This window comes from uncultured Faecalicoccus sp., assembly GCF_944327125.1.
In the GTDB taxonomy this organism is placed as follows: Bacteria; Bacillota_I; Bacilli_A; order Erysipelotrichales; family Erysipelotrichaceae; genus Faecalicoccus.
On record NZ_CALVGO010000017.1, the window covers coordinates 1 to 26466 of the forward strand.

The window sequence follows — 26466 nt, forward strand, 5'->3', positions numbered from 1 at the left end:
AAAATTCTAGGCCCTATGACTTCATTCTGATTACCATGACAGCTCATAATATAATCAATCAAGGGTTGGGCTTGATTTACAATCAATGAATCTTCATAGGGAATGAAATCTACAGTAGCAAAATAATTTTTTAATACTTGTTTCCCGTTTTCCAAGCCAAAAAAATCATAAAGCTTGTTTTGTGACAAAACCACTCTGGAATCAAAAGACTGTGCCAGTTCTGTAATTTCCTTCATATGGTTTTTCCCATAAGCACTGCAATAAAATGTGCCATAATTTTTTAACACTCTATAAATTTCAGACAACCCTTTGTTCAAATCATGGACATAAAACAATACATGGTTGGCAACCACAGTATCAAAATATCCGTCCTTGAAAGGAATCGACTGGCAATCGGCCTGTATACAGTTAAACTCTTTTCCAAGTTTTCTTCGTACTTCCTGTACCATTCCTTCCGATATATCTGATAAAAAAATCTCTCGGTTTCTTAAATCAATATTTCGATTTTCCCAGAGTTTTCCATTGCCGCAACCAACTTCCAATAAACGATTCACTTTAGAAAAATCAATCCGTTCAAAAAGCCAGTTAAACCATCCTGTCTTGTTTGTAGAAAACTGATCATGCAAAGAAATACGTACGTTTAAATTATTTGAATCTTTATACTGTTTCACAATCTCCGATTCTATATTCGACATTTGGAACAATGTGATGATTTGATTCCAGTTCAAATTATCTTCATCAATATTTCTCAACAAATTCTCCATAGAATCACGAATTCCCTGTAAATGCAGAATTTGACTGTTTAATAAATTTATCTGCATCGTAAACGATTCTTTAATGTTTTGTTCTTTCAATACCATTGGAAATATTTCTTCCAAAGAAAAACCCAAGTGTTTTAAAGACAGAATCTTTTGTAACTTTAATAAATCGGATTGTGTATATTTTCTGTATCCATTGTCCATAACAAAAGAGGGTTTTAACAACCCTATTTTGTCATAATATCGAATTGTGCGTTCGGTTACATTCGCCAATTTAGCAAATTGTCCTGTTGAATATGATTTCATTTTTCAAACCTTTGCATCACGTAGATTGCTTTTAATCTTGTTTCAAAGTATAAGATTCCCCCATATAAGTTAAATTCGGGTTGTAATAAGGATCCCCCTTAGATAAGATTTCTGGCCATTTCCCTCTAAAATTCTGAATCTCGCTATTAAACCTTTGTATTTTTTCAGGAGAATCTTCAGCTCCTCTGGATTTAGACTCATAGTGATATAAAATAGCATATGGATTGTAAACCACAAGATATCCTTTTCGGCGTACCTTTAAACAGAAATCAATATCATTAAATGCAACTTTTAAATCCTCTGATAAACCATTTACTTGATTGAATATTTCTTTTTTTACCATAAGACAGGCTGCCGTCACCGCACTCAAATCCTGAGCACATAATATGCGTCCAAAATAACCAGGATCATTCATCGGTTTTCCTATGAAGCTATGGCCAGCAATTCCTCCGAGTCCTACAATTACGCCAGCATGTTGAATTGTATTATCGTCATAGACAAGACGAGCACCGACTATTCCCACATCTTTTCTCTGACAATAACTAACCATTTCTTCAATGCATTGATCGTTTAGCATCTCCGTATCGTTATTCAATAATAACAAATACTTTCCATCTGCATACTTTGCCCCAAAATTATTGATTGCGGAATAATTAAATTCATCATCCCAATAAACGACTTTGATATTTTGATACTCTTTACTCAAAGCATCGTAATATGAAAACGTTCTTTCTTCTACACTATTATTTTCAATTACAATGATTTCATAATTGGTATAACTAGATTTCAAAATAGAACTAATACATTTTTGTAGATCCTCAATATGATCTTTGTTGGGAATAAGAATCGATACTTTATCTTCTTTTAGAACTTCATATTTAACTCGATAAAGTCCCAAATTTTCTTGCATAGAAACAGTCCCTCTTAAATTGACACGGTTCAAATGCGCTTGAATAGCATTTTTTCCAGCTTCAAATGCGTATAATTTACTCTGCGGATTGGAAGCCGTTGAAGCACTGTGCATACGCCAATGATACAATATTTGAGGAATATGATGTATTTCTTTTTCAGAGATATTCTCAATACATCTCAAAACAAAATCATAATCTTGTGCACCATCAAACTCTTTTCTAAAGCCACCCACCTTTTCAATCAACTTCTTGCTCACTACTAAAAAATGACAAATATAATTTACACTTCTTAAAAGGTCAATATTAAAATCTGATTTGAAATGAGGATCCTGCAGCTCTTTTAAATCTGTCATGTATTTATCTTCATCTGTATAAATAAACTGATAAGGATAATCTTGCAACGAAGACACTACCTCAAAAAGTGCATTCGGTGTAAGCATATCATCATGATCATAAAGACCTACATAATCTCCGGAAACTAAACTAAGTGCAGCGTTCATATTCTCAGAGATCCCAAAATTATCAGATAATTTCTGAAACTTGATTCTAGAATCTGATAGATAGTTTTTCTCAATACAATTTTGCACTTTATCATCGGTGCTTCCATCTGCAATACACAATTCCCAATTTGAGTAAGTTTGACTTAAAACGGATGAAATCATTTCGTTTAAAAACTCAATAGGTGTGTTATATGTCGCACAAATCAAACTAATCTTTGGAGAGAAACTAAATGTTGTCTTTTTTTGTTCTTCCAATTCTTCTTTTGTCGGTTGATTAGAAGAAAACCATTGATTATACGATATTTCTTCAGTCGGCCCTAAAGTCAACCTATGGGCAAATTTTATAACACCATTATCACGCACATATTTTATTGCTTTCTTTACATTTTTCGAATTTAAGTTTTTAGCATAAGCTCCAAACAATTGCTTTAGAGAAGGATTTTTTTTATCGTATTCTATTTCAAATTCCTCTCCGCCGCATTGAGCATATAATTTAAATTTTCGATCCGTCTTTATATCAAACTGAAAGCCACAACATCTTTTAGCTTCAGGCAAATCGTAAAAACTACCGACATCATTTCTAAAAAGCCATTGAACGCTCGATTCTAGAATAGAATTATTTTTAACATCCCTGCCAATCAATTTTAGAGACTGGTCCGACAAAGAATAAGCCCATCCATAAATCTTATATTCATTTTGATTTTTATCTACTGAATCTACATAATACTCTAAAGGATATATATCTTTAATTTTATTTAGTTTCTCTTTATTTGCACTATAAATCTTAGTTTCATCATTTTTTGAACAAGAAAATAATTGAATGTTTTCAACGTCAACATCCTTTACATCCACATATATTTTAAATCCAATTTTGTCTTCTTCACCAGATTTTTTTAAGTATTGAAGTACATCTTTTCGTGAATATCTAGATAACGAAAAAGAATGTTCCAAATGATTGATCAACACTTTATAATCTACGGACCCTCCATTTTCAGAAAGACACCATCCGTGAATTACAATATATGAGAATTCTTTACACTTTTTATATTTTATATCATCGATACTATATTTAAATGCCATGCAGATACGACTCCTTCATTTTATTAAAGTTTTTCCGCAAAACCTTTTTCCAATTTCTTAAACACAAAATATCCAATCAGTAAAATCACCAATGCCAAGCAAAAAACGGCTGCCAGTCCAGATACATCCGGCCATTCATGATACATAAAAATGTCTCTATATGCCGAAATCAAGACTGTAAAAGGATTTAATGAAATTAGCTTCTGTAATATACCTGCCCCATCTAATACATTCATCTGATATAGGATAGGAGCTGCATAAAATCCCATATTCAAAAGAAAACCAACCACATATTCAATATCTTGCACATAAACCTCGATAGCACTTAAAATAAAAATAATACCTAAACTTAGTATAGCTTCTATGATTGCTATAATGGGTAAACAAATTAAATGATAAGAAATACCCGCACCTGTACCAACACAAAAAATCACTACAATAATACAGGAAATAAAAAAGTTTATAATGCCACTACATACTTGTGAAATCAAAAGAACTTCTCTAGGGAAATAGACTTTTTTTATGATTCCTGAATTGTTTATCATGGAAACTGTTCCAGCATTAACAACAGTAGTAAAAAAAGTCCAGGGAATAATACCAGTGACCAAATAACATAAGTAGTTATCCACTGCACCGGCTCTTCCCATAATAAATGGAAACACTATCCAATAAACCATTACTTGTAACAAAGGGTTTAAAAAGGACCATAATATACCTAAAAAACTTCCTTTATATTTACCACGAATATCTTTCTTTATATTGGTTTTAAGTAACTCGCGATAATTATATATATCTTTCCATACTTGCATAGTTTAATTCTTCCCTCTATTCTTTACTGAACTCAACTTCTTTGGAAGATAATTCGTTATCCTTCTCATCTAAACAAATAACTTTTAAGAAATGTTTTCCTATCCCTAATTTAGTGACATCAAACTCTTTCTTCCAACCAATTTGATTTGAATCCAACATTCCATCAAATTGCTCCATGTAAGCTTCATACACATCTGGACGTGGTTGAACCTGAATTCCTTCTATTTCCTGATCATCTATGAAAACTTTTAGTTTTGTATTTTCTTCATCTGATATCTTCCAACCACGCAGAAGCATTTTATTCACATTTTTTACAACAGCTAAGTCTCGTGGAGAATCAACATACATAATGGTTTTTGATTTAAATTCGCCTTTTTCCTTTGCTTTCTTTCTCTCTTCTTTGTGATCAATAGCACTCTGCTTCAAATACTCATCAATCACATAAATTGGATCGCCATCCAATTTTAATTCACCTTTATATATCCATATTGCACGATGACACAGTTTCTTTACTTCACCTAAACTGTGGGTAACGATAACTATTGTTTTTCCCGAATCTTTTAATTCTTCAAGTTTTGCGTAACACTTATCTTGAAAATGCTGATCACCGACAGCGAGTATCTCATCAATCAGCAGAATATCTGCATCTACATTAATAGCAACAGAAAAAGCTAAACGCATATACATTCCGGAAGAATATGTACGTATAGGATTATCTATAAAATCTTCTAACTCTGAAAATTCTATAATTTTGTCAATTCTTTGATCAATTTCTTTACGTGTTAACCCAAAAATAGATGCATTAAAATAGATATTTTCTCTGCCTGTAAAATCTTGATGAAAACCAGCTCCTAATTCTAATAAAGACGTTAACTTTCCATAAGTTTTTATAGTACCCTCGCTTGGAAATATTATTTTTGTCATCAACTTTAATAATGTGGACTTTCCCGAGCCATTCGTCCCTATCAAAGCTACCGTTTCACCTTTCTTTATGTTGAGATTTATATTTCTTAATACTTGGTGAACTTCCACGTTACCACGATTCCAAAAAAGTAATTTATCCTTTAAAGTGTTAGCTCGATCGTATTCGATCTTAAAGCTTTTAGACATATTTCTTACTTCAATTGCATTGATATTCTCCATGTGCTCACCTCATCAAGTCAAACAGTCTTATTTTAGCATATTTTTATAAATCTACAACTTTAGGATAAATGGCTAGAATTGGCCCTTCCATCTTTGAATTTCATTCAATGGCAAGCTAATCTTGGTTTCAAAATCAGAATATATCCAATTCATAAGATTCTGATGCAAAGAATCTCGTTCTATCACCGGTAAATTAGTATCTTTATGAATTGCCCTGGCACGATTATCCACAACAACAATCAAACTTCTATGATATTTATTTAAGCTGCGAATCCCTGCATGCAGTCTAGTTCCAATATAATCCAAGTCTTCGGTATCTAATAATCTATCTAAATCTTTTAATGTAGGAGGAAGTAAAATAAGATTTTTACAATCACCTAAACTTTTTAAGTAATCATAATCGCATTGTCCTTGTATCCACACATAGACCTTTTCATAAGCAGACTTCAATATGTTCAGCATTAATGCATCCATTTCTTTGTCTTGTGCATAATCTGTAATCGTTGTAAGAACATTTTTACTTTTCGTTTTAGGGATTTTGTTGCAATGATCTTCCGTTAAATTCCACATGGTGGGGCAACTCGTATTCACTACGTTTTCTATACCAAGACTATTTAAAAACTCCTTCGTTTGCTCATCTCTTACTGAATGTAAGTACTCGTTGTTTAACATAAGTTTCAATAACTTTTTCGTATATTGACTCGTATCTTCATTCAGCCCAATTTGCTGCATGCCAACTCCAAGCAGACAGGTATTCTTCATAGCCTTTATATTTTCTGGAAATACCATCTGGCGAGAGTTTTCCATTTGTTTATAAATCAAGTTTGTCCCACAAAGAATTTTCAAATTATTTTCAATCTTTTCGATTTGTTCATCATAAATATGTGTAGGAATATGTCGAATCTTTGACAAATGAAAAGTATTCTTGCATATGTCATCACAATAAGACATGATAATTTCGTCGCCAACATTGTCGGAACCAATCGCTGTATCCAACAAGACTACTTCATCCAAATACGCTTTTTTAACTCTAAAAATAAAATTGGCATTTTTTAGTCTTATCATCTTCTCCTCTTTTGAAGAAACTTTACCTTGTCGTTCATAATAATGTTTTTTCGAGCTATTTTGATATTTATAAACATTTAAATCGGGAGTGATTGTATTTTCAGAATGTGAAAGGTCAAAAAGATAATCACAATATTCTTCAAAATCTAATTCTTCACAAAAATTATCTACATTTTCCCAATTGATTAGGCTTTTTCCCTGTAAAAGTTCTTCCGTTTTTTCTACTAACTGAACAATATCAAACTCTTTGATACCAATCGCCTGATTATTTTGCGCCATTACAGAAAATCCTCCACTATTGTCAAATCCCAGAACAGGAATATGAAATTTCAATGCTTCTAAAACAACAGAAGGAAAAGGATCTTCTCTAGAAGTTAACCAAAAAGCTTTTGCTCTCGACAATAGTGTTTTATATATATTGGAATCCTTAATAAAGGGCAAAAGATGAATTCGTTTTTCCATTCCGGATTTACGAATTTGTAGTTTCATCCAAGATGCTAGCTCATCGTTATGAAAAGGCCCTGTCCATATAAAGTGTAAGTTTTCAAATTTGCTTCCCAATGAAATCGCAGCCGCTATAAATAAATCTATCCCTTTGCGTAATTCTGCCGTTCCGGAGCCCATTATATATTTTGTTGACTTATCAATATGAAACTCACTGAACACGATATCTTCAACTTCATTAAATTTGCTATTTAAATATACTCCTTGAGGTCGAATCATCATTTTGCCATAAATCTTAGGATAAATATCCTCAAAATCTTGCTTCACATTTTCATTTGGAAATACGATATAATCAGAATATTTTGCTATTAAATCACCTGATCTCTGAAAACCATAATGTAAAATTGTATTTTTCATTTCGTGAATCAAAGAAATAATCGTAAAATCATAATCTTTTAATAATTGCACGATTGAACCCGACACAACTGTATTTGTGATAACCGTTCTAATTCCCATGTTTCGGGCAGCTTCAAAGAAAAGATTATTTTTCATATTCTCTAAAGAGCCATATTTGTGAAAAGGAACGTCACCATAAAAAGAATATTTCGCGTAAGAAAAGTCATGAATAAAAAACAATGGTAATTGGGCATTGTGATATTTCATACACACATCTGAATCAGGGTCTGTTAGTAAAGAAAGTGTAATAACATCTAATTTCTTATTTAAAACATTTGCAATATTAAAAGCCAATATAGGTGCTCCTGTATTAGAAAGATCATGAGTGATCAACAAAATCCCCTCATCTCTATGAAGGCCAATGTTTTTTTCCATCTCTTTTACAAAATCCATGTCATTCACAGGCATGACTTCAAAACTTGAAAAAGAGCATTGATTATTGTTTTTATCTAAATCAATTCTAAAACCATCATAAAAATCATCAAAATATATATCAGTAAAAGTTTCTAAACAAAAATCCCGAGAAAAAGAATATTTATGTTCTTCATCAAATGAACCATCTTCTTTCTTATAATATATCTCTACACAGCTTGAGAAAAAATCGGAATTTGATTCTGCTTTTATGCGAATTCCTCGCACAGGAAAGTCAAACTTAATTTCTATCTGAGGATCGTTATTAATGAAGTTCCATTTTTCCTGATTATGAATTATATTAAGAGTATTTACAACGTTCCCATTTGTTACATGTATCTCATTTAATTGCATTGCGATTCCTTTCTAATTTTTTTAATAAAATTATTTTACAATTATACTTGTTTCTTTTTCCAAATCACGAAAATCAAGTCCATAATTCGTGCTTTTCTAGTTTTTATACCTTTGTAATAAGGAGAAAAGTTTTGCAAAAACAGTTTGACAATATTTCTGTTCGTTAAGTATTGGATATGATTTTGATAGAAGTCCATTCGTTGTCTGTAATCTGGTTGATTTTTTATTAAATCCGGATCATTCTTCTCTAATGTTTTTAGCGTTTTTAAAGGATACTGCGCAAATAAAACCCTTGTTTTCAATTCATTTCTTTTTTTTGCTCTTTCTTTATTACTAAAATGTTCTTGTTCATTGATTCCTATTGTATTTTTTTCATGAATTCGATATAGAAAAAGCGGTTTATTAATAAAATACATTCCATTTACTTCAGCAGCAAATAAATTAAGCAACCAATCATGGAACAAATCTTCAGTAAAATTTTTTTGAAACTTTTCATTTAAAGCTTTGGTCACAACTAAAGCGCATCCTTGAAAAGAATTTTGAGTTAATAGCGTTTCAAATGTCACTTGCACTAAATCATTTGCCTCTACATTCATTCTTAGTAAATTGTTATTTGACAATCCTTTTACCTGTTCAATTTCAAAAGGGTTGTCTTCACCATCAATAAAAGAAAAAGAAGAAGCCAAAACCTGAATATTTGGATGTTTCTCCATGATATCTGTCATTTTTTCTACTTTATTAGGCATCCAAATATCATCCTGATCACATAAAAATATATAATCTCCCCGGCATTTCGACAAAGCGATTTTAAAGTTTCTTTTATAGCCCTGATTTTTTTCATTTACAGAGAATACAAATTTCATTTCCGGGTGATTCTTTATGTATTCTTCGACCACCTCGCGAGTATGATCCGTAGATTGATCATCGACAATAATGATTTCGTCTACGCTTCTTGTCTGAGCCAATATAGAATCCAATTGTTTCTTTATATATTTTTCACCATTATAGCTAGCCATAGCCACTGAGATCATTTTAGTCATATCTTTACCCTTACTTTATTCTTCTATACGATAACATAAAACCGTATCCTTTTCATAATATCTGTGCTTTTCCACACTCAACTCTATATAAAAAGCCTGAACTATTGTTCAGACTTTAGTAATTCTCTATGCTTTTTAAACTTCTCAACTTCTTTATACAGATCCACTCTCCACTTGACCATCTGCGAGAAACCTGAATGTTTAAGATTGGTTTCGTTGTCTTCATGTCTTCTATACAGTAAATAGACCTCCGGAATCAAGACATTCTTTCCCGTCAGTTCACCAACCAGACCAATCCACTGATCATGCATAGGGATTCTTTTCGGGAAAGGAAGAAACTCGTTCTTCAGCTCTTGTGTAAATGCCATGCAACAACCCATATAGCTATTTTTTAAGATGTTTTCCCTGATTCCCAAACGAACTTTTCGATACTTGAAAAACGATTCATGAAGAACATTCAAGTTTTCATCCACAATTGATGCATCGTGCATGACCACCTTCACGTTGTCATCTTCAAATTCTTTCAAGACCCGATCCACCTTTCCAGGCAGCCAGTAATCATCCTGATCGGCCAAAAAGATGATTTCGTTTTTCGCAAGATTGATCGCATTCTCAAAGTTTTGAATGGCACCAAGTCCTGGCCCTTGAACAATATGGATGCGTTTATCCTCTTTTGCCAAAGAATAAACGATTTCTTCGGTATGATCCGTTGAAAAATCCAACGATATCAACAACTCATCTTCCATTTTCAATTGTTTTAAAATAGAAACCATTTGGTCCTGAATATACTTTTCCCCATTATAAGCCGCCATGGCCACTGAAACACTTTTTCTTCTCATTTTTTATCACTTCCATAAAATAGAAATATCTTTGAATCGAGCTATATAGCGAAGCTTTCGTTTCATGATGATCATTTGCACCAGCCACCAGTTTTTCAGCCCTTTTCCATAAAACACGTTCAAATCTTTCTTTAAGGTTTGAATACGCCAGCTCGCCTTCTCTTTGGTATCCGCCCATAAAGAGAAACTTTGATGAACCACCGCATTCACAATACAGATCTTTAGATTCTTGTTTCTTACCTGCCGCATAAAATCATGATCCACATAATCTAAAAACAACGCTTCATTGTAGTGTATTTTATCAAATACCCGCATGGAAATCACCATTCCGCTGTTGATGGCCGAAAGCTTAGAAAAATCAATGTGTTTTTGATCTTCCAGTTCCCGGATGCGGTCATTTTCTATTTGACACGGAGATAAGATATGGTTTTCTGCCTGTACGATAGGAAGATAGATATCTGCCGAATGCTCTTCGATTGCTTTCTCCATCGCTTCCAAAAAATCTTCTGGAAAATCCGTGTCATCATCCATCATTAGAATATAGTCTTCATAGCTTTGTTCCTTTAAAATCTCTATAGCATGGTTATACGCTTTGGACAGCCCGGCATTTTCCCCCATGGAACAATAAGTATTGCCATCTTCAGACGTAATTCTTTTATTGTGTTCAATATATTCTGATTCCGTACTGTTATCGATGACTAGAAGAGGAAGATTCAAGGAACGAAATTTACGGTAGGAAGACGAAAATTCTACACGTTGATTATATAAAACTATGATTCCCTTTTTGATCTTCATAATAGATCCTCCATAACCCGATCCATCGTTTCAAAAAACGAATCTTTCGTAAAATGATCCTCATACAGTTTCTGGATGGCTTTTCGCTGCATCTGATTTTCCATGATGGTCTGGGAACAGATTTTCTGAGCCGCTATACCTATCTGATCATGGGGCACATGAAATCCAATATCATACTGGCTGCAGAAATCTTTGGTATCGCCGCCAATCGTATTAATGATAGGAAGCCCGGCGCACATATAATCCAAAGACTTCATGGTCAAACCCACCACAACACTTTCTTTCATCACATTCAAGCCAAAATTACAGCGATCAAAAATCGCCTGTTTTTCTTTCTGATCATAGACCTTGCCATGATCCTCGACATGGATCCCATACTGTTTTAAAGATTGAATGAGCTCATTCTTTGATTCTCCATCGCCAATCAGATCGATGGAAACACGGCGATACCTGGCGCATTCTTTTAACAGGTTCACGATAAAATCTATGTCAATGATATGATTGATCGACCCTAGATAACAGAATCGTACTTCTTCCTGTCTTAACTGAACGTCTGTTTTCATGGGTTCTTCTTTTCTTGCCCAATACAATGTTTTATATTTTTTATTTTCCGCTTTTTGGAGAACATTTTGATACAGTTCACACTCTGTAAAGATCAAATCCGCCTGATCGATCTCTTTATCCCGCATATTTTTCCAAACCGTAAAAGGAAACCAGTTTTTGAATCGGGAAATCGGTAAAGTCTCCGGCCAGAGATCGATCACATCAAACACCAGCTTAAATGGATGTTTGGGTACATATTTGACCAATGAGTTGCACGGCACCATCACATGAACCAAATCAAAATCCGTCTTTTCTAAAAGATTTCCGACCTCACGAGAAAAATCAACATGCGATCGTAGACGCGCAATTGAAAGATTCTTATGATACGGTTTTGTCGGCACCATGACATCCACCAAAGGATGGTGCTCCAGCTTTTCTTTTTGACGATGTGAAAAATTCGAGGAGTAGACAATCACCTGGGCGCCCTTTTCTTCATAATACTCTTTTAAAAGCGCCAGCCGGTCAAAGTATGTATCAAAAGCACAGACGATTCCTACTTTCATAGATCCATATCTCCTTTTTCTGTCAGAACGATGCTTTGTTCAAAAGAGTATTTTTGATAATCCAGTTCAAAATGCGATAAACTTGGATCAATGACCAGATTTCCAAAAACCTTATTGACCACAGTCAGCTTTTTAAAGCCATGAACCAAAGGATTCAGTAAAGAAGTAAACCAAATCTTATGATGGTAAAATTGGGCAATCTCTTTGATCATTCTATATGTTTGTACCGTCTCCTTATTTTGAGGAAGCAAGATTCCTTCAAATTCAGTATCCATTAACTTTTTGATCAAAACTGCTAAGTTTCCGACAAACAACATACTTCGCTCATTTTTATATTTTGGAAAAATCAATGTCTTTCGGGCAAATTTAGAAAGAAGCGGATAATTTCCTTTGGATTTCGGTCCGTAGATCATCGGCGGCCGCAAGATCACGATTTTCATATTCGAATCAATGGATCTTATTTTGATCTCGGCCTGTTTTTTTGAATCCCCATAAAAATTATCCGGATCCAGCGCCGTATCTTTGGTGATGATCCGCATTTTAGACACATCCCCGCTCCCATAAACGATGATGGAACTCATAAAAATAAACTGCGAGACACCTTCCCTGGCCGCTTTTAAAGCACATTGATACGCCAGTTCTGTATTGACCTTATAATAGTAATCCCGCTGACTTTCATCTGGTGTTGAATGCGCAAGTCCCGCTACATGATAAACCACATCAAAAGAGGAAAAATCAAAATTTTTCCACGTTTCTTCTTTTAGATCCAGTTCTTTGACTTCATAATTCAAAGGATCTTTTTCCAGTTCCTTTTTCACAAAAGCCCCTAAATAACTGTTCTTTCCGGTAATCAATACCCGTTTCACTTTGGATCTCCTTTATGCATCTGACCCGTTCCCCCTTCAACGACACCTTCATGTTTCAAAACGGAAGTGATCGTCATAAAGAAACATTTACAGTCAAAAAGAAAACTCTGTCGCTTTACATATTCTCCATCCAGTTTGGCCTTATACTCGATTTCCAATTCATCCCGACCATTGACCTGGGCCCATCCTGTCAGGCCAGGCATTACATCGTTGGCTCCGTATTTATCTCTTTCTTCGATCAAATCATACTGATTCCACAGTGCAGGACGCGGACCAATGATCGACATATCGCCCTTGATGATATTGATCAGCTGCGGCAATTCATCCAGGGATGTCTTACGCAAAAACTTTCCAACCGGAGTAATGTACTGATCCGGGTCTTTTAACATATGAGTAGGAACATCGTGCGGTGTATCGATACGCATCGTGCGAAACTTCAAAATATTGAAATAGGATTTATGGATCCCTACCCGTTTCTGTTTAAAAAATACGGGCCCTGGAGAAGTGATCTTTATCAAAAGACAAAGAATCACAAAAAAAACCGATAGGACGATAAATCCAATCGAACTGATCAAAAAATCCAGAATTCGTTTCACTATTCTTTTATACATCATTTTTCCTCTTTTTAACGGTCCTATTGTACCATGAATCCGCTGATCATTCTATCTCTGGTAAAAAAGCCATGATTAGAATTGGTTAAAAAAACACAAATTATTAGCACTCAGCACTTGACAGTGCTAATAATTTGACTATAATTAGAATTGTAATCAAGGAAAGCTCCTTGATGGGAAGAATTTCATTATCAACGGCTGTCAAAACAACCGCAAGGAAAATGGAGGCGATGTATATGAAATACTACCCAGGATTTAGAGGATTTGATTTGTTTGATGATTTCTTTGATGACGATTTTGGTTTTGCCCCAACGCGGTGCATGAAAACCGACATTACCGAAAAAGATGGAAATTATCTGTTGGATATCGAAGTTCCTGGAATTAAAAAGGAAGATATCCAGCTGGAATTGAAAAACGGCTATTTAAAGATCACAGCCAGCCGAAATACGAACAATGAACAAAAAGACGAAAATGGAAAGATCATTCGTCAGGAACGTATGAACGGTTCGTATTCAAGAAGTTTCTATGTAGGAGATCAAGTCCGCCAGGAAGACATCAAAGCCAACTTTGAAAATGGTGAATTAAAGATCTCTTTCCCTAGCTCTGTTCAAAAACAGGTTGAGGAAAACAAGTATATTCCAATCGAATAACGCAAAAAGAGGAATGCCAGCACAGGCATTCCTTTTTTGTCGTGGAAAGAATTTCTTTACTCTTCAGTTTCCAATACACCGGTTTTTTGATACAGCACCCAGCGGGCTATATTTGAGGCATGATCACACATTCTCTCTAAGTATTTTCCCACCAGTAAAAGATTGACCAGAGAACCTGGATCTTCTAATTTAGCAGCCAGTTTATCTGTATAAAATTCTTTGGTTTTTAAATACGCGGCATCGGCCTTGTCGTCCATGGAAATCACTTCCGAAGCCAGTTCTTCATCACGGCTCATATACGCGCTTACCGCCTGCGAGATCATCCCTTTGGCAATCGCAAATAAATCGGAAATAGATTCATCGATCAAGCCGGATGTATGATCCATCTCGCGAATCAGGGCAGCTACTTCTTTTTCCTGATCCATGATACGAGTCAGATCTCGAACCGTGTTGGTTGCCACGGTGATCCGGCGAAGATCACGGGCAACCGGATGCTGAAGAAGCAAGATGCGCATACAGTTTTGATCGCAGTCACGGCCTAACGTTGAAACCTCTTCATGCAGTTCATCCACTTCCTGTGTCAACACCTTATCCGCATCGTACAATGAATGCTTGCACAAGGATAAACCCTTCAAACAGCTCTGTCCCATTTCGGTCATCTTTAGTTCGAGCTGCTGCGTCTGTTTTAAAAACTTTGTCTGAACAACCATTATCCGAACCTCCCTGTAATATAATCTTCTGTTTTCTTTTCCTTTGGTGTGGAGAACATCATTTCCGTATCTCCAAATTCAATCAAATCTCCTAACAAGAAAAAGGCCGTCTTATCACTGATACGCATGGCTTGCTGCATATTGTGCGTTACAATCACGATCGTATAATCTTTCTTCAGCTTTAAGGTCAATTCTTCGATTTTTCCCGTTGAGATCGGGTCTAACGCACTGGTCGGTTCATCCATCAATAATACTTCCGGTTTGATAGCCAAAGCACGGGCGATGCAAAGACGCTGCTGCTGACCGCCGGACAGACCCAACGCACTTTTACCTAAACGATCTTTCAGTTCATCCCAAATAGCGGCATTGCGTAAGGCTTCTTCTACGATTTGATCCAGCTCTGCTTTTTTCTTGATTCCATGGGTCCTTGGCCCATAGGCAATATTGTCATAGACACTCATCGGGAAAGGATTGGGTTTCTGAAACACCATTCCTACACGTTTTCTCAACGTATTGACTTCAATTTCTTTATAGATGTTTTGACCATCCAGTAAGAAATCTCCCGTGATCTTACATCCTTCAACCAGATCGTTCATACGGTTGATGGATTTTAAAAGCGTACTTTTCCCGCATCCGCTGGGTCCGATAAAACTGGTGATCTCATTGGCCTTGATATCCATTGTGATACCATGCAGGGCATGAAAATCTCCATAATATAAATTCACATCTTTGATTGACAGTTTTACTTCGTTCATAATTTTATCCTTTCACCAGCTTACGTCCCAGATAAGAAGATAAGCTGTTCATAACGATTACAAATACCAGCAAGACCACCCCAACAGCACAAGCTTGTTCCGTATAGAGGCCTTCGCTCATCAAACGGTACATATGGACCGCTAAAGTGCTTCCCGGAGCAAATACATCGGTACATACCTTGGCAACCGTACCGGAAGTATAGATCAAAGCGGCCGTTTCTCCGACGATACGTCCCATACTAAGCACAATTCCGGACATGATTCCCGGTACAGCACTTGGCAAAATAATGCGGAAGATCGTTCTTAACTTTCCCGCTCCCAGACCAAAACTTCCCTCACGGTAAGAATCCGGAACCGCCACTAAGGCTTCCTGGGTCGTACGCATGATCGTAGGAAGGACCATGATGGCCAAAGTCAATGAACCGGCCAATACACTCAGTCCCATTCCCATGGAAAGAACAAACATCAAAGACCCAAACAAACCATACACAATACTTGGAATGCCGGATAAAGTTTCGGTTGTCAACAAAATGATCTTTACCAGCTTCGAGCCTCGTTTGGCATATTCCACCAGGTAGATAGCAGAAAAGATACCAATCGGGCCGGCAATCAATAAAGTCATCAGCACCACAATGACCGTATTAATGATGGAAGGCATCATACTGACATTGTCGGTATTATATTCCCATGCGAATAAAGATGGTTTTAGATTAGGAACACCGCGAATCAAAATATAAGCAATAATAAACAACAAACACAAAATCGTGATGACCGCGGCAACATGAGTCAAAAGCGATAAAGCCAAAGACGTGCGATCTTTTTTATGTTTCATTACGCTTTCGCCTCCTTCCGTTTTAAAGCCGAGAAGGAAAGATTAATGATCATAATAAATACGAAAAGAACGCAAGCCGTCGCAATCAACGCCTCACGGTGCAGCCCGCTGGCATAGCCCATCTCCAATACGATATTGGCGGTCATTGTTCGTACCCCATGCAATAGACTGCCAGGAATCACGGCCTGGTTTCCGGCAACCATGATCACCGCCATCGTTTCTCCAATGGCACGTCCGACACCCAGGATCACACCCGCTAAAACACCGGACTTAGCGGCTTTTAAACAAACAAAGTAAACACTTCTTTCATGACTGGCTCCTAAAGCCAAACTTCCTTCATAGTAAGAATCCGGCACCGCCTGCAAACTGGCTTCGGATACAGATACGATCGTCGGCAAGATCATGATCCCTAACAGGACAGAAGCGGCCAGAACCGTATTTCCACTGGTATGGAACACATCCTGGATCAAAGGAACGATCACGACCAGTCCAAAGAACCCATAAACGATACTAGGAATCCCCGCCAGCAGTTCAACAGCTGGTTTTACGATGCGATAGATCTTTTTAGGACAAAAGTATGCCATGTACACAGCGGTCAAGATCCCGATCGGCACGCCGACAATAATGGCGCCGGCCGTTACATAAATGCTCCCGATGATCATTGGAAAAATTCCATAAAGTTCATTGCTGGGGGCCCATTCCATGCCGGTCAGAAAATTCAACGGTCCAATCTTGGCAATGGCAGGAAGACCATTAATAAACAGATAGAAACAGATAAAGAATACAGCTACGATACTAAAACATGCCGCCAGCATGAACACTATGCGCATCGCGTTTTCTCTCAACTGCATGATTCACATCCTCTCTTATATAATCGTGCTAAAAAGGGGTTTCCCCCTTTTTTGGCTATTTCGTTTTTTTTATGATTATTCGGCAACGTCAGCCCACTCTGTAATCTCACCTGTGTAGATCTCTTTGATCTGATCGGACGTTAAGTTGTCTACACTGTTGTTCTTGTTTACGATCACAGCGATACCGTCGATAGCAATCGTTGTCGGTGTCAAACCAGCATCTTTTTCATCGTCTGTCAATTCACGAGAACACATACCGATATCATATACACCAGAAATCGTACTTTCCGCACCGGTTGTCGAGTCGGTTTGCTGAACGGAAATATTGGCATCCGCATTGATTTTCTTATAGGCTTCAGCAAGCTTTTCCATTACTGGAGTAACGGAACTTGAACCACCTACAGTTAAGTCGCCTGTCGCTCCATTGGATTCAAACGCTCCTGTTGTTTCCATAGCGATATATCCTTCTTCAGCAACAACAGCCTGTCCTTCATCGGACATGATGAAGTTCATGAAATCCTGTCCCAATTCACTCACTTCGCCGGTTGTACATACAATGAATGGACGGCTTACGGTGTATTCTCCAGATTCGATGTTTTCCTGTGTAGCTTCTACACCGTCAACCTTAACGGCTTTTACCGTATCATTTAATGAACCTAATGAAATATAACCAATCGCATAGTCATTTCCTTCTACCGTTGTCATCATAACAGAAGTAGAGTTTGTGATCTGTGCACTGCTTGTTGTGTTGTCTTTTTCTCCATCGTCAATTCCTAACAATTCTGTGAAAGCTCCACGCGTTCCTGAACCATCTTCACGGCTAACGACTGTGATGCTTCCAGAAGCTGCAGATGCATCTTCTTCACCAGAACCTGAACTTGAGCATCCTACCAATGTGGCTGCGCTTAATCCAAACGCAAACATTCCTTTTACAAACTTATTCATACTTTTTTTCCTCTTTTCTTTTGTTTACATGGATACTATACAAAAAGTTTGTTAAGTCATAAGTAAAGAAATGTTAAAAGAATGTAAAATAAAAAAGCTGTCCGTTCCGAACAGCAATTATCGAAAAACAATATAGATCGTATAAAGAATATACGTAAAGATCATACAGATCCCTAACTTTCGATCCAGTTGGAATCTTTTTGCCAGAATCCAGTAGAACGTTGAAACTCCCATCAAAATCAGAGAATCATAGATGGCTGTAGGCTGTACCGTAATGGGATGCACTACAGAAGAAAGTCCCAAAATACAGAGAATGTTGAAAAGATTGGAACCAATCACATTGCCCATCGCAATTTCGTTTTCTCCTTTTCTGGCAGCAATGATACTGGTCATCAACTCTGGAAGCGACGTGCCGATGGCCACGATCGTCAGCCCGATCAAAGTCTGTGACCACCCTAACAACAAGGCAAGACGTCTTGCCCCTTCTACGGCCAGCTTGCCTCCGATAACGATCGTGATGATTCCTGCCATCAACAACAGAATCAAGACCGGATACGAACGAACCTCTGGTTTGGATTCCTTATCCTTTTCTTTTTTTGCCTTGGAGAGTTGTTTGACCAGCATACCGGCAAAAAGCACCAGCAAAAGAAATCCTTCCCACCGGGTGATCGTTTGATCCCCCAATAACATCAAAGTCAAAACCAAAGCCGCTATATTGGATAAAGGCCAGTCCCTTTTTAAAAGGACAGGATCAATCACCAAAGGATAAATGCAGGCGCTAAGACCTGCCACCACCAATAGATTAAAGATGTTGGAACCGACCACATTCCCTACGGCAATTTCATTGGCCCCTTCCAGTGCAGCCGTCATAGACACCGCAAGTTCAGGGGCACTGGTCCCAAAGGCCACGATCGTAAGGCCAATCACCAAAGCGGATACGCCCCATTTTTTTGCCAAGCCAGAAGCTCCATCCACAAACCAGTCCGCTCCCTTGACCAGACACAAAAAGCCCGCCAAAATCAATAGAATCGAAAGAATCCAATTCATGCATGCTCCTTAGTCATTGCGGACAGTCATGATCATATTTTCAGCCCAGGTCGAATAGAATGTCGTTAAGAAATGAATGCCGTCATTCTGGTAAATGTTCGCATTGCCATTTTGGCTGATTTCAGAGTTGTCCACATAGATCCACTTATTTTTTTCACACATCGATTTGATTTTTGTATTATACGCATCGACATTTCCCCAGCTAGGCGATTTCTGTACGGCAGCAGGAGTCGCCGGAATGATGGAATTCACGATGATGGTCGCATCGGGACAAACTTCAACAATTTTCTTAATTTGACTTTCGTACTGGCCGTCATAACCACCTTCTTCGGCATCGATATTCATTCCCATATCGTTGACACCGTAAGAAAAGAAAATCAAACTTGGATTGGCATTCTTGGCCTGTTCTACCCAATCGGAGATGTTCTTGATCGTAGCTCCCGAAGAAGCAAACACATGACTTTCCGGAAAAAAGTGATACACGCTGAATCCCATCACACGGGAATCGCCAAAGATCACCGCATCATCAAAAAGCGCAAAGACATCCACTTTTCCCGATTCGATAGCAGCTTCCATTTCAGAACTTTTCTTATCTTTTAATTTCTCCGATATTTTATCTACTTTTTTATTTTCCTGTTCCTGAATGTATGTACGTCCCTGTGCCGTCGTTGATGAATGCGTCCATACATAAACAGCTCCCACACATAAAACAATCACAACGGCTAAAATAAGGATCCAATATTTCTGCTTTTTAACTTTTCTTCTTTTCATATAACCAAACTTCCTTGATATATATTCTACCATATTTTCACTAAGATAACGTAAAGGATTCAATAAAATATTGTTTTCGCATTATAGACATTTGTTTTTATTTTCTGAACATTTTACTTGATTTTCTATTTTATCCTCGTATAATTATGGATATTACAGAAAGGAAAATGGTGCCCGGCACCAAGTTTACGATATGACAAGAGTGTACAATTTTAGCGCAGGTCCTGCCTGCTTACCCGAATGGGTCTTAAAAAAGGCCGCCGATGAGATGCTCGATGCCCGTCAAAGCGGAATGAGCGTCATGGAGATGTCTCACCGTTCTCAGGAATTTCAGGAGATCTTGGATACATGCAAAGCCCGCTTAAGAAGATTGATGAATATCCCTGAAAACTATGAGATCCTGTTTTGCCAGGGTGGCGGAACGATGCAGTTTTCCATGGTACCGTTAAATTTATTGAAACACAGTGCCGATATCATCAATACCGGACAGTGGACAAAAAAAGCCATCATGGAACACAAAAAACTGGGAGAAGTGCATGTCATCGCTTCCAGTGCCGAAGACAATTTCACGTATATTCCAAAAATCAAACCGGAAGATCTGTCCCAAGACAGTGATTATCTTTATATTTGCGAAAACAATACGATCTACGGCACCAAATATAAAGAACTGCCCCCTCATCCGGGAAAATTGCTCGTGGCCGATATGAGCAGCTGTATCCTCAGTGAACCGTGTGATGTCAGTCAATACGATCTGATCTTTGCCGGGGCCCAGAAAAACATGGGGCCTGCCGGCGTAACAATCGTCATCGTGAAAAAAGATCTGATTGGAAATGCCAAAGAAAACATCCCGAGTCTTTTGGACTATAAAACATACGCTGACAACGATTCGATGTACAATACACCGCCTTGTTATTCGATCTATATGGTCGGTCTTGTATTGGAATGGCTGGAAGAACAAATCGGCGGACTGGAAGAAATGGAAAAATTAACCCATAAACGCGCCAAGATGCTGTATGACTATATCGATTCTTCCAAACTGTATTCCAATCCGGTGGCCAAGGAAGACCGTTCCTACACCAATATTCCTTTTGTGACCGGAAGTGAAGAACTGGATAAAAAATTTGTAAAAGAAGCCAAAGAACATGGCTTGGTCAATTTAAAAGGTCATCGCAGTGTAGGCGGTATGCGTGCCAGCCTTTATAATGCGATGCCTGTCGAAGGGGTAGAAGCCCTGATCGAATTTATGAAGAACTTTGAAAAGGAGAATCTTGCCCATGTATAAAGTAAAACTCTACAACAACATCGCCCAGGTGGGTTTGAATCAGTTCAATGATCAATACCAGGTGGATGAAAACATCCGGGATGAAGATGCCATCCTGGTCCGAAGCGCCAATCTTCATGACATTGAATATTCACCGAATCTAAAATGTATCGCTCGGGCCGGAGCCGGTACCAACAACATCGATATCCAGACCTGCACCGAGAAAGGAATCGTTGTATTCAATACGCCGGGCGCCAATTCCAATGCCGTCAAGGAACTGGTTTTTGCCGGTATGCTTATGGCAAGCCGTGATATCTATGGCGGAATTGCCTGGGCCAAAACGCAGGAAGACAACGAAAATCTGGCCAAAGACATGGAGAAACAAAAGAAACAATATGCCGGAAACGAACTCAACGGAAAGACCCTGGGTGTCATTGGATGCGGTGCTATCGGTGTCCAGGTCGCCAATCTTGCCTTGCGTTTCGGCATGAAAGTACGCGGCTATGACCCTTTCATGTCCATTGATGCGGCATGGAATCTATCCCGTTATGTCAAACATGACAGCGACATCAAAGAACTTTATAAAAACAGTGATTTTATCACGATCCACATTCCATTGAACGATAAAACCAAAGACACCATCAACAAAGAAACGATTGCCATGATGAAAGACGGTGTCAAGATCTTGAATTTCGCCCGCGGCGGCCTGGTCAATGAAGATGACATTCTGGAAGCTTTGGACAGTGGAAAAGTAAAAACTTATGTCACCGATTTCCCTACTTGTAAATTGGTCAACCATCCCGGTGTGATCGCAATTCCGCATTTAGGAGCCTCGACAGCCGAAAGTGAAGAAAACTGTGCCATCAAGGCCGCTCAGGAAACGATGCATTATCTTCAATATGGAAACATCCGCAATTCTGTGAATATGCCGGAATGTTACATGGATTTCAATACTCCATTCAGAATCTGCGTCATCCATCACAACGTCCCGAAAATGATCTCACAGATCACGAACTCATTGAGTCATGACAATGCCAATATTGAAAATCTGATGAATAAGTCAAGAAACGATATTGCCTATACGATCTTAGATTTGGATAAGGAAGCCAGCCAGGAAACCATTGAAAAGATCCAGGCAATTCAAGGTGTTGTCAAAGTAAGCACGTATCAGGGAGAGAAAGCATGATCGATGCTCATGTACATTTAGAAAATGGACCTCTGAGCAAAGAATACGTATATCAATTCATAAGAAATGCCCAAGTCAAAGGAATCGACCATCTGCAGATCCTCGATCATACTCATCGGTTTTATGAATTCAAAGACATGTATGACGATATCTGCCGGCAAAACCCGCTGCAAGCCCAGTGGTTTTCGCAAAAACAAAAAAACTCTTTGCAGGATTACATCGATCTGATCGAAGAAATCAAAAAAGAAGACTTGCCCATCAAGGTGACATGGGGATTGGAAGTCTGTTATAAAAAAGAAAGAGAGCCCTTTCTGAAAGACAAACTGAATCTCTATCCTTTTGATTTCCTGGTAGGAAGTGTTCATTCTATTTTTGATATCCTCTATGATATCTCTTCTTTCAGTAAAGAACTTTTATGGGATCGCTACGATACCCAAACGATCTTTCAGGATTACTACCGGCAGCTGGAACAGTGTATTGGTTCTAACTTGTTTTCCCAAATCGGACATCCGGATGTAATCAAACTCTACCAGAAACAAGCAGGCTATGATCTAACAGCGACGTATGAAACCATAGCCGATTTAGCTAAAACCCACAACGTCCTGATGGAAGATAACACAGGTGCCTTTTACCGATATCATCACCCGCAGGTTGGACTGGATCCAAAATTTCGAAAGATCCTTCAAAAAAAACATGTTCCGATCGTATGGGCCAGTGATGCCCATATCCCGGAACATGTTGGACAGTGTTTTGACAAACTGAAGAAAGTCTATGAATGACTTTCTTTTTATTTTACCTTACGCGCTTCCAGATAGAAGCGTTTTTCATCCGCCTCTCCCATGGAAAAAGTCTTTCGTGGAAGGACGCCTCCCGCTACGATGGCGGGAAACAGGCTGCTTTTCTCAATACGATCTAAAAAGATACCGCCGTTGGAAGGTTCTTTCAACAAGGCCATCATCGCTTCTTCCCCATGGATATAATCGATCTTTACCTCCTGATGGTTTGACAAATAACGATCTATGACCGTCTGCAAGATATCGACCGGAAGGCGATTGTCCTTCTTGATCAAAGAAACGGACTTTTCTTCTCCGTTTTGATAGAATACGATTTCTTTGCCAGGCGCCAGCACGATTCCTTCTTCATCACAATAGTCCTTAAAAGACTCATAGAGATCCCACAGATCCACCTGAAACAACAAACGATGAATGGGTTCAAAAATCAGGGCCGGACTGTGTAAATTGACCATTTCTACCATCGCATAACGGGCTGGATGTTCTTTTTGTTGTTCCAGACTCAAGTCCTTTTTGATTTCTTCCCAACAAGCCTTGGCCGTGGCCAGAGAATGATTTCCATCCCCGACCGCAAGAAAGAGTTCTCTTTCCTTTTGCATCGCAAAAATCTTTTCTTCGATTTCCTGGGCTTTTGTTCCTGTAATCGCATAGCCTTTGTCATGGCCGCCATCCATCATCAAATCAAAATCATATAAGACAGAATAATGGTCTTTTTCTTTATACAGCTGTTCAATGAGCGTATTTTCAGGATCATCGATCAAAACCATGACATGACTCAATTCCAGAGGTGCATTGCGGCGAATCTTCAAACGAGGGGGTATCCTTTGACGAATCGTTCCTTCTGTGGCTCGAATCGGTTTGGTATTGCCGACAGTAAAATCATAGGCTTCCAGATCAACGATCCCCAACACCCCGATTCGATTGCCGGATATCGTCTTTCTTTCTACCAGAACAAAGCCATCTTTAACTTTTTCTTTCAAGATATTTTCTTTTAGATACCGATCCATTGCCAAGTGGATCCTTTCAATTCGATTACTTGTTTCTCCCAGATAAATTTCCGGATAGATCAAATGATACGTTGAAGGTACATCTTTCGTGATTTCTTCCACCTTGTCCCAATACTCTTTCTGACTGGTATATTGATCACAGGCAATCACAGACCACTTTCTCCCATTGACAGAATCATTCGGCAATAAAAAACTTCCTCTTCTAAAACATGGTTGCATATTTACGTCTCCTATTTTCTACATTATACAAAAAAACAGAGTTTTCACGCAAAACTCTGTTCAATTCTCTGAATTTCTTTCATCAGCTTTTCCAGGACAGGAACTTCGATCCCTTCTTTCTTGGCCAGCGGTACGATGGTCCCAGAAAAAAGAGCCAATTCTGTCTTTCGTTTGGCCTGTACATCCTGCGCCATGCTGGGCATTCCTTCCGGACGTAAAGAATTGACAAGATCGATCCAGGCTTCGATATCCTGATCTTTGAGATCGATTCCCTTGGCCCTGGCAACCTTCTGGACTTCTTTCATGGCCATGATAAATTCCTTCTGATAGGCTCCCCCATTCTGGCAGCCTCCATACCCTGTCTGGTGGGCTGCACACACTTGATTGATCCCGCAATTCAACATCAGCTTATTCCACTGGTCCCGGTATATATTTTCACATCGGCGATACGGTATCCTATACTGTTCAAAGAATACTTCCAACGCATCGACCAGCGCCTTTTGATTTTCATTTTCGGCCCCAAACAAGATTTGACCTACATGGGAAAAATCCACAGTATTGTTTAAATACGTGGAATCCATTCCCTGAACGATACAGCGAATCACTTGATCTTTAGAAAAATGCTGACGCAAGATCGTCTCACTTTCAATCCCATTCAAACAAGATAAAAGAATCGTATGCGGACTCATAAAATCTTTGATTTCTTCGATGGCCGCATTTAACCCGGCATACTTTGTGCAGATCAAGATCAAATCAAGGGGATCCCCTTTTGTCACATACGAAAAAGGGATGTCTTTTCCATTGATGGTCACCGGGTCTGTTTCATACCTTTTCTTTCGGTCTTCATCCACGATAAACACAAGATCCTTGCACCCATGTTCCATCAGTAACGTCCCATACAAGGCTCCGATGGCACCTCTACCTACAATTCCTACTTTCTGGATCATCGTTTTCATCCTTTCTAACATTCAATATGGCCACACCGCCAACAATCAAAAGAAGCGAGATCAGTCCCGTCAAAGAAAATGCCTGATCCACTTCCTGAAGCATCAAAGCACTCAACAGAACCCCCATTACCGGAATCAGACAGCCAAAAATTCCTACCTGACTGACAGGATTCTTTGACAATAAGATTCCCCACAATGTATAGGCAGCCGCCGATACAAAGGCAAGATGAAAAAGCACACCCAAGCCCAGTGCATTGGTCAAGGCCAAATGACCGCCCATTCCTAAACCGACCAAGATCAAACAGAGTCCGCCGGCAAAAAACTGATAACCGCTGAGCATTACGGCATCATCAGTCTGCGTAAATTGTTTGATGAAGGCAGCACTCAAAGCAGAACAAAGCTGGGACAACAGCACAAAGCCATCCCCAAAAACGGAGATCCCCTGAATATCTCCCAGATTCATGATCAAGATTCCTAAAAAGCCCAATACACAGCCTGTCAGCTTGCGAAGATTGAGACTTTCATAATGAAACACCATACTGGCCATCAACAAGGCAAAAAATGCGCTGGTCCCGCTAATGATAGAGCCGTTGACTCCGCTGGTATGCGCCAGGCCAATGTAATAGAAAAAATATTGTCCGGCCGTTTGAAAAAACGCAAGGACCGGTATGGCCTTATATGAAGTCCGGGTCGGCAACAAAAGTCTTTTTTGGATGAGACTTCCTATCACAAGGACCAGGATGCCGGCTAGGGCGAACCGCAGGCCGGCAAACAACAAAATGCTGGCGGTATCCCAGGAGGGAATCGAAAACAGCCGATACCCCGTTTTGATAAAAGGAATGGCACTGCCCCACAGAGCACAACAGAATACAGCAGTCAGAACGACCACACCCGGCCGTGTCCAAAAATCTTTTTTCATAAGAAAAAGAAGTAGATTGCTCTACTTCACAAATTTCACGATCGCCATTGGTGCTGCATCCCCTTTACGGATACGTGTCT

The 26466-nt window shown here is 38.5% G+C and carries 25 protein-coding genes; 4 read left to right on the forward strand and 21 right to left on the reverse strand.

Features of this window, described 5'->3' with window-relative positions; translation table 11 throughout:
• The 11 genes from Q0K03_RS03520 to Q0K03_RS03570 form a co-directional block, all read right to left on the reverse strand.
• On the reverse strand, window positions 1–1064 hold a 1064-nt coding region (locus Q0K03_RS03520), incomplete at its 3' end, for a methyltransferase domain-containing protein (protein WP_297237784.1).
• 31 nt (window positions 1065–1095) lie between these two features.
• Window positions 1096–3555 (reverse strand): glycosyltransferase family 2 protein, encoded by a 2460-nt coding sequence (locus Q0K03_RS03525; RefSeq protein WP_297237786.1) that lies wholly within the window; start codon window positions 3553–3555, stop codon window positions 1096–1098.
• Between the two features lie 23 nt (window positions 3556–3578).
• Window positions 3579–4364, reverse strand: coding sequence for an ABC transporter permease (locus tag Q0K03_RS03530; RefSeq protein ID WP_297237788.1), 786 nt, complete (start codon window positions 4362–4364; stop codon window positions 3579–3581).
• Between the two features lie 16 nt (window positions 4365–4380).
• Window positions 4381–5508, reverse strand: coding sequence for an ABC transporter ATP-binding protein (locus Q0K03_RS03535; protein ID WP_297237790.1), 1128 nt, complete (start codon window positions 5506–5508; stop codon window positions 4381–4383).
• Window positions 5509–5580: 72 nt separating this feature from the next.
• Complete coding sequence (locus Q0K03_RS03540; protein ID WP_297237792.1) at window positions 5581–8238, reverse strand: glycosyltransferase; 2658 nt, start codon at window positions 8236–8238, stop codon at window positions 5581–5583.
• A 41-nt stretch (window positions 8239–8279) separates the two neighbouring features.
• On the reverse strand, window positions 8280–9278 hold the full coding sequence (locus Q0K03_RS03545; protein ID WP_297237794.1) for a glycosyltransferase family 2 protein: 999 nt from the start codon (window positions 9276–9278) through the stop codon (window positions 8280–8282).
• A 101-nt stretch (window positions 9279–9379) separates the two neighbouring features.
• Complete coding sequence (locus tag Q0K03_RS03550) at window positions 9380–10117, reverse strand: glycosyltransferase family 2 protein (protein ID WP_297237796.1); 738 nt, start codon at window positions 10115–10117, stop codon at window positions 9380–9382.
• A 6-nt stretch (window positions 10118–10123) separates the two neighbouring features.
• Window positions 10124–10912: a glycosyltransferase gene (locus Q0K03_RS03555; protein ID WP_297237798.1), complete on the reverse strand. Its 789-nt coding sequence runs from the start codon at window positions 10910–10912 to the stop codon at window positions 10124–10126.
• Window positions 10909–12018: a glycosyltransferase gene (locus Q0K03_RS03560; RefSeq protein ID WP_297237800.1), complete on the reverse strand. Its 1110-nt coding sequence runs from the start codon at window positions 12016–12018 to the stop codon at window positions 10909–10911. The genes Q0K03_RS03555 and Q0K03_RS03560 overlap by 4 nt, the downstream gene beginning before the upstream one ends.
• Window positions 12015–12884, reverse strand: coding sequence for an NAD-dependent epimerase/dehydratase family protein (locus Q0K03_RS03565; protein WP_297237802.1), 870 nt, complete (start codon window positions 12882–12884; stop codon window positions 12015–12017). Before Q0K03_RS03565 ends, Q0K03_RS03560 begins: the two co-directional genes overlap by 4 nt.
• Window positions 12881–13495 (reverse strand): sugar transferase, encoded by a 615-nt coding sequence (locus Q0K03_RS03570; RefSeq protein WP_297237804.1) that lies wholly within the window; start codon window positions 13493–13495, stop codon window positions 12881–12883. Before Q0K03_RS03570 ends, Q0K03_RS03565 begins: the two co-directional genes overlap by 4 nt.
• A gap of 236 nt (window positions 13496–13731) precedes the next feature.
• On the opposite strand from Q0K03_RS03570, the gene Q0K03_RS03575 reads away from it, so the two are divergent.
• On the forward strand, window positions 13732–14145 hold the full coding sequence (locus Q0K03_RS03575) for an Hsp20/alpha crystallin family protein (RefSeq protein WP_297237806.1): 414 nt from the start codon (window positions 13732–13734) through the stop codon (window positions 14143–14145).
• Window positions 14146–14201: 56 nt separating this feature from the next.
• Here Q0K03_RS03575 and phoU read toward each other — a convergent pair whose 3' ends face one another.
• From phoU to Q0K03_RS03610, 7 genes are all read right to left on the reverse strand, one after another.
• Window positions 14202–14855 carry a phosphate signaling complex protein PhoU gene (phoU, locus tag Q0K03_RS03580; RefSeq protein ID WP_297237809.1) on the reverse strand — a complete coding sequence of 218 codons (654 nt, stop codon included), beginning with the start codon at window positions 14853–14855 and terminating at the stop codon, window positions 14202–14204.
• Window positions 14855–15610 (reverse strand): phosphate ABC transporter ATP-binding protein PstB, encoded by a 756-nt coding sequence (gene pstB, locus Q0K03_RS03585; RefSeq protein WP_297237811.1) that lies wholly within the window; start codon window positions 15608–15610, stop codon window positions 14855–14857. The genes phoU and pstB overlap by 1 nt, the downstream gene beginning before the upstream one ends.
• A gap of 4 nt (window positions 15611–15614) precedes the next feature.
• Window positions 15615–16442: a phosphate ABC transporter permease PstA gene (pstA, locus tag Q0K03_RS03590; protein WP_297237813.1), complete on the reverse strand. Its 828-nt coding sequence runs from the start codon at window positions 16440–16442 to the stop codon at window positions 15615–15617.
• Window positions 16442–17293, reverse strand: a complete 852-nt coding sequence (gene pstC, locus Q0K03_RS03595) for a phosphate ABC transporter permease subunit PstC (protein WP_297237815.1) — start codon at window positions 17291–17293, stop codon at window positions 16442–16444. The genes pstA and pstC overlap by 1 nt, the downstream gene beginning before the upstream one ends.
• Before the next feature lie 75 nt (window positions 17294–17368).
• Window positions 17369–18238: a substrate-binding domain-containing protein gene (locus Q0K03_RS03600; protein WP_297237817.1), complete on the reverse strand. Its 870-nt coding sequence runs from the start codon at window positions 18236–18238 to the stop codon at window positions 17369–17371.
• A 117-nt stretch (window positions 18239–18355) separates the two neighbouring features.
• Window positions 18356–19285 carry a calcium/sodium antiporter gene (locus Q0K03_RS03605; RefSeq protein WP_297237819.1) on the reverse strand — a complete coding sequence of 310 codons (930 nt, stop codon included), beginning with the start codon at window positions 19283–19285 and terminating at the stop codon, window positions 18356–18358.
• A 9-nt stretch (window positions 19286–19294) separates the two neighbouring features.
• Entirely contained in the window at window positions 19295–20056 is a 762-nt protein-coding gene (locus Q0K03_RS03610) for a GDSL-type esterase/lipase family protein (protein ID WP_297237821.1), read from the reverse strand.
• 193 nt (window positions 20057–20249) lie between these two features.
• On the opposite strand from Q0K03_RS03610, the gene serC reads away from it, so the two are divergent.
• The 3 genes from serC to Q0K03_RS03625 are packed head-to-tail and all read left to right on the forward strand — an operon-like array spanning window position 20250 to window position 23282.
• On the forward strand, window positions 20250–21338 hold the full coding sequence (gene serC / locus Q0K03_RS03615; protein ID WP_297237823.1) for a 3-phosphoserine/phosphohydroxythreonine transaminase: 1089 nt from the start codon (window positions 20250–20252) through the stop codon (window positions 21336–21338).
• A complete protein-coding gene (locus Q0K03_RS03620) occupies window positions 21331–22503 on the forward strand; it encodes a phosphoglycerate dehydrogenase (protein ID WP_297237825.1) in 1173 nt (390 codons plus the stop codon). Before serC ends, Q0K03_RS03620 begins: the two co-directional genes overlap by 8 nt.
• Entirely contained in the window at window positions 22500–23282 is a 783-nt protein-coding gene (locus tag Q0K03_RS03625; RefSeq protein WP_297237827.1) for a histidinol-phosphatase HisJ family protein, read from the forward strand. The genes Q0K03_RS03620 and Q0K03_RS03625 overlap by 4 nt, the downstream gene beginning before the upstream one ends.
• A gap of 8 nt (window positions 23283–23290) precedes the next feature.
• Here the strand turns inward: Q0K03_RS03625 and Q0K03_RS03630 are convergent, their stop codons facing one another.
• Genes Q0K03_RS03630 through Q0K03_RS03640 form a run of 3 tightly spaced genes read right to left on the reverse strand, consistent with a single transcriptional unit; the run spans window position 23291 to window position 26386 of the window.
• Entirely contained in the window at window positions 23291–24520 is a 1230-nt protein-coding gene (locus Q0K03_RS03630) for a DUF1015 domain-containing protein (RefSeq protein ID WP_297237830.1), read from the reverse strand.
• A gap of 44 nt (window positions 24521–24564) precedes the next feature.
• Window positions 24565–25467, reverse strand: a complete 903-nt coding sequence (locus tag Q0K03_RS03635) for a ketopantoate reductase family protein (protein WP_297237832.1) — start codon at window positions 25465–25467, stop codon at window positions 24565–24567.
• Complete coding sequence (locus tag Q0K03_RS03640) at window positions 25439–26386, reverse strand: DMT family transporter (protein ID WP_297237835.1); 948 nt, start codon at window positions 26384–26386, stop codon at window positions 25439–25441. Before Q0K03_RS03640 ends, Q0K03_RS03635 begins: the two co-directional genes overlap by 29 nt.
• Window positions 26387–26466: the final 80 nt, after the last annotated feature.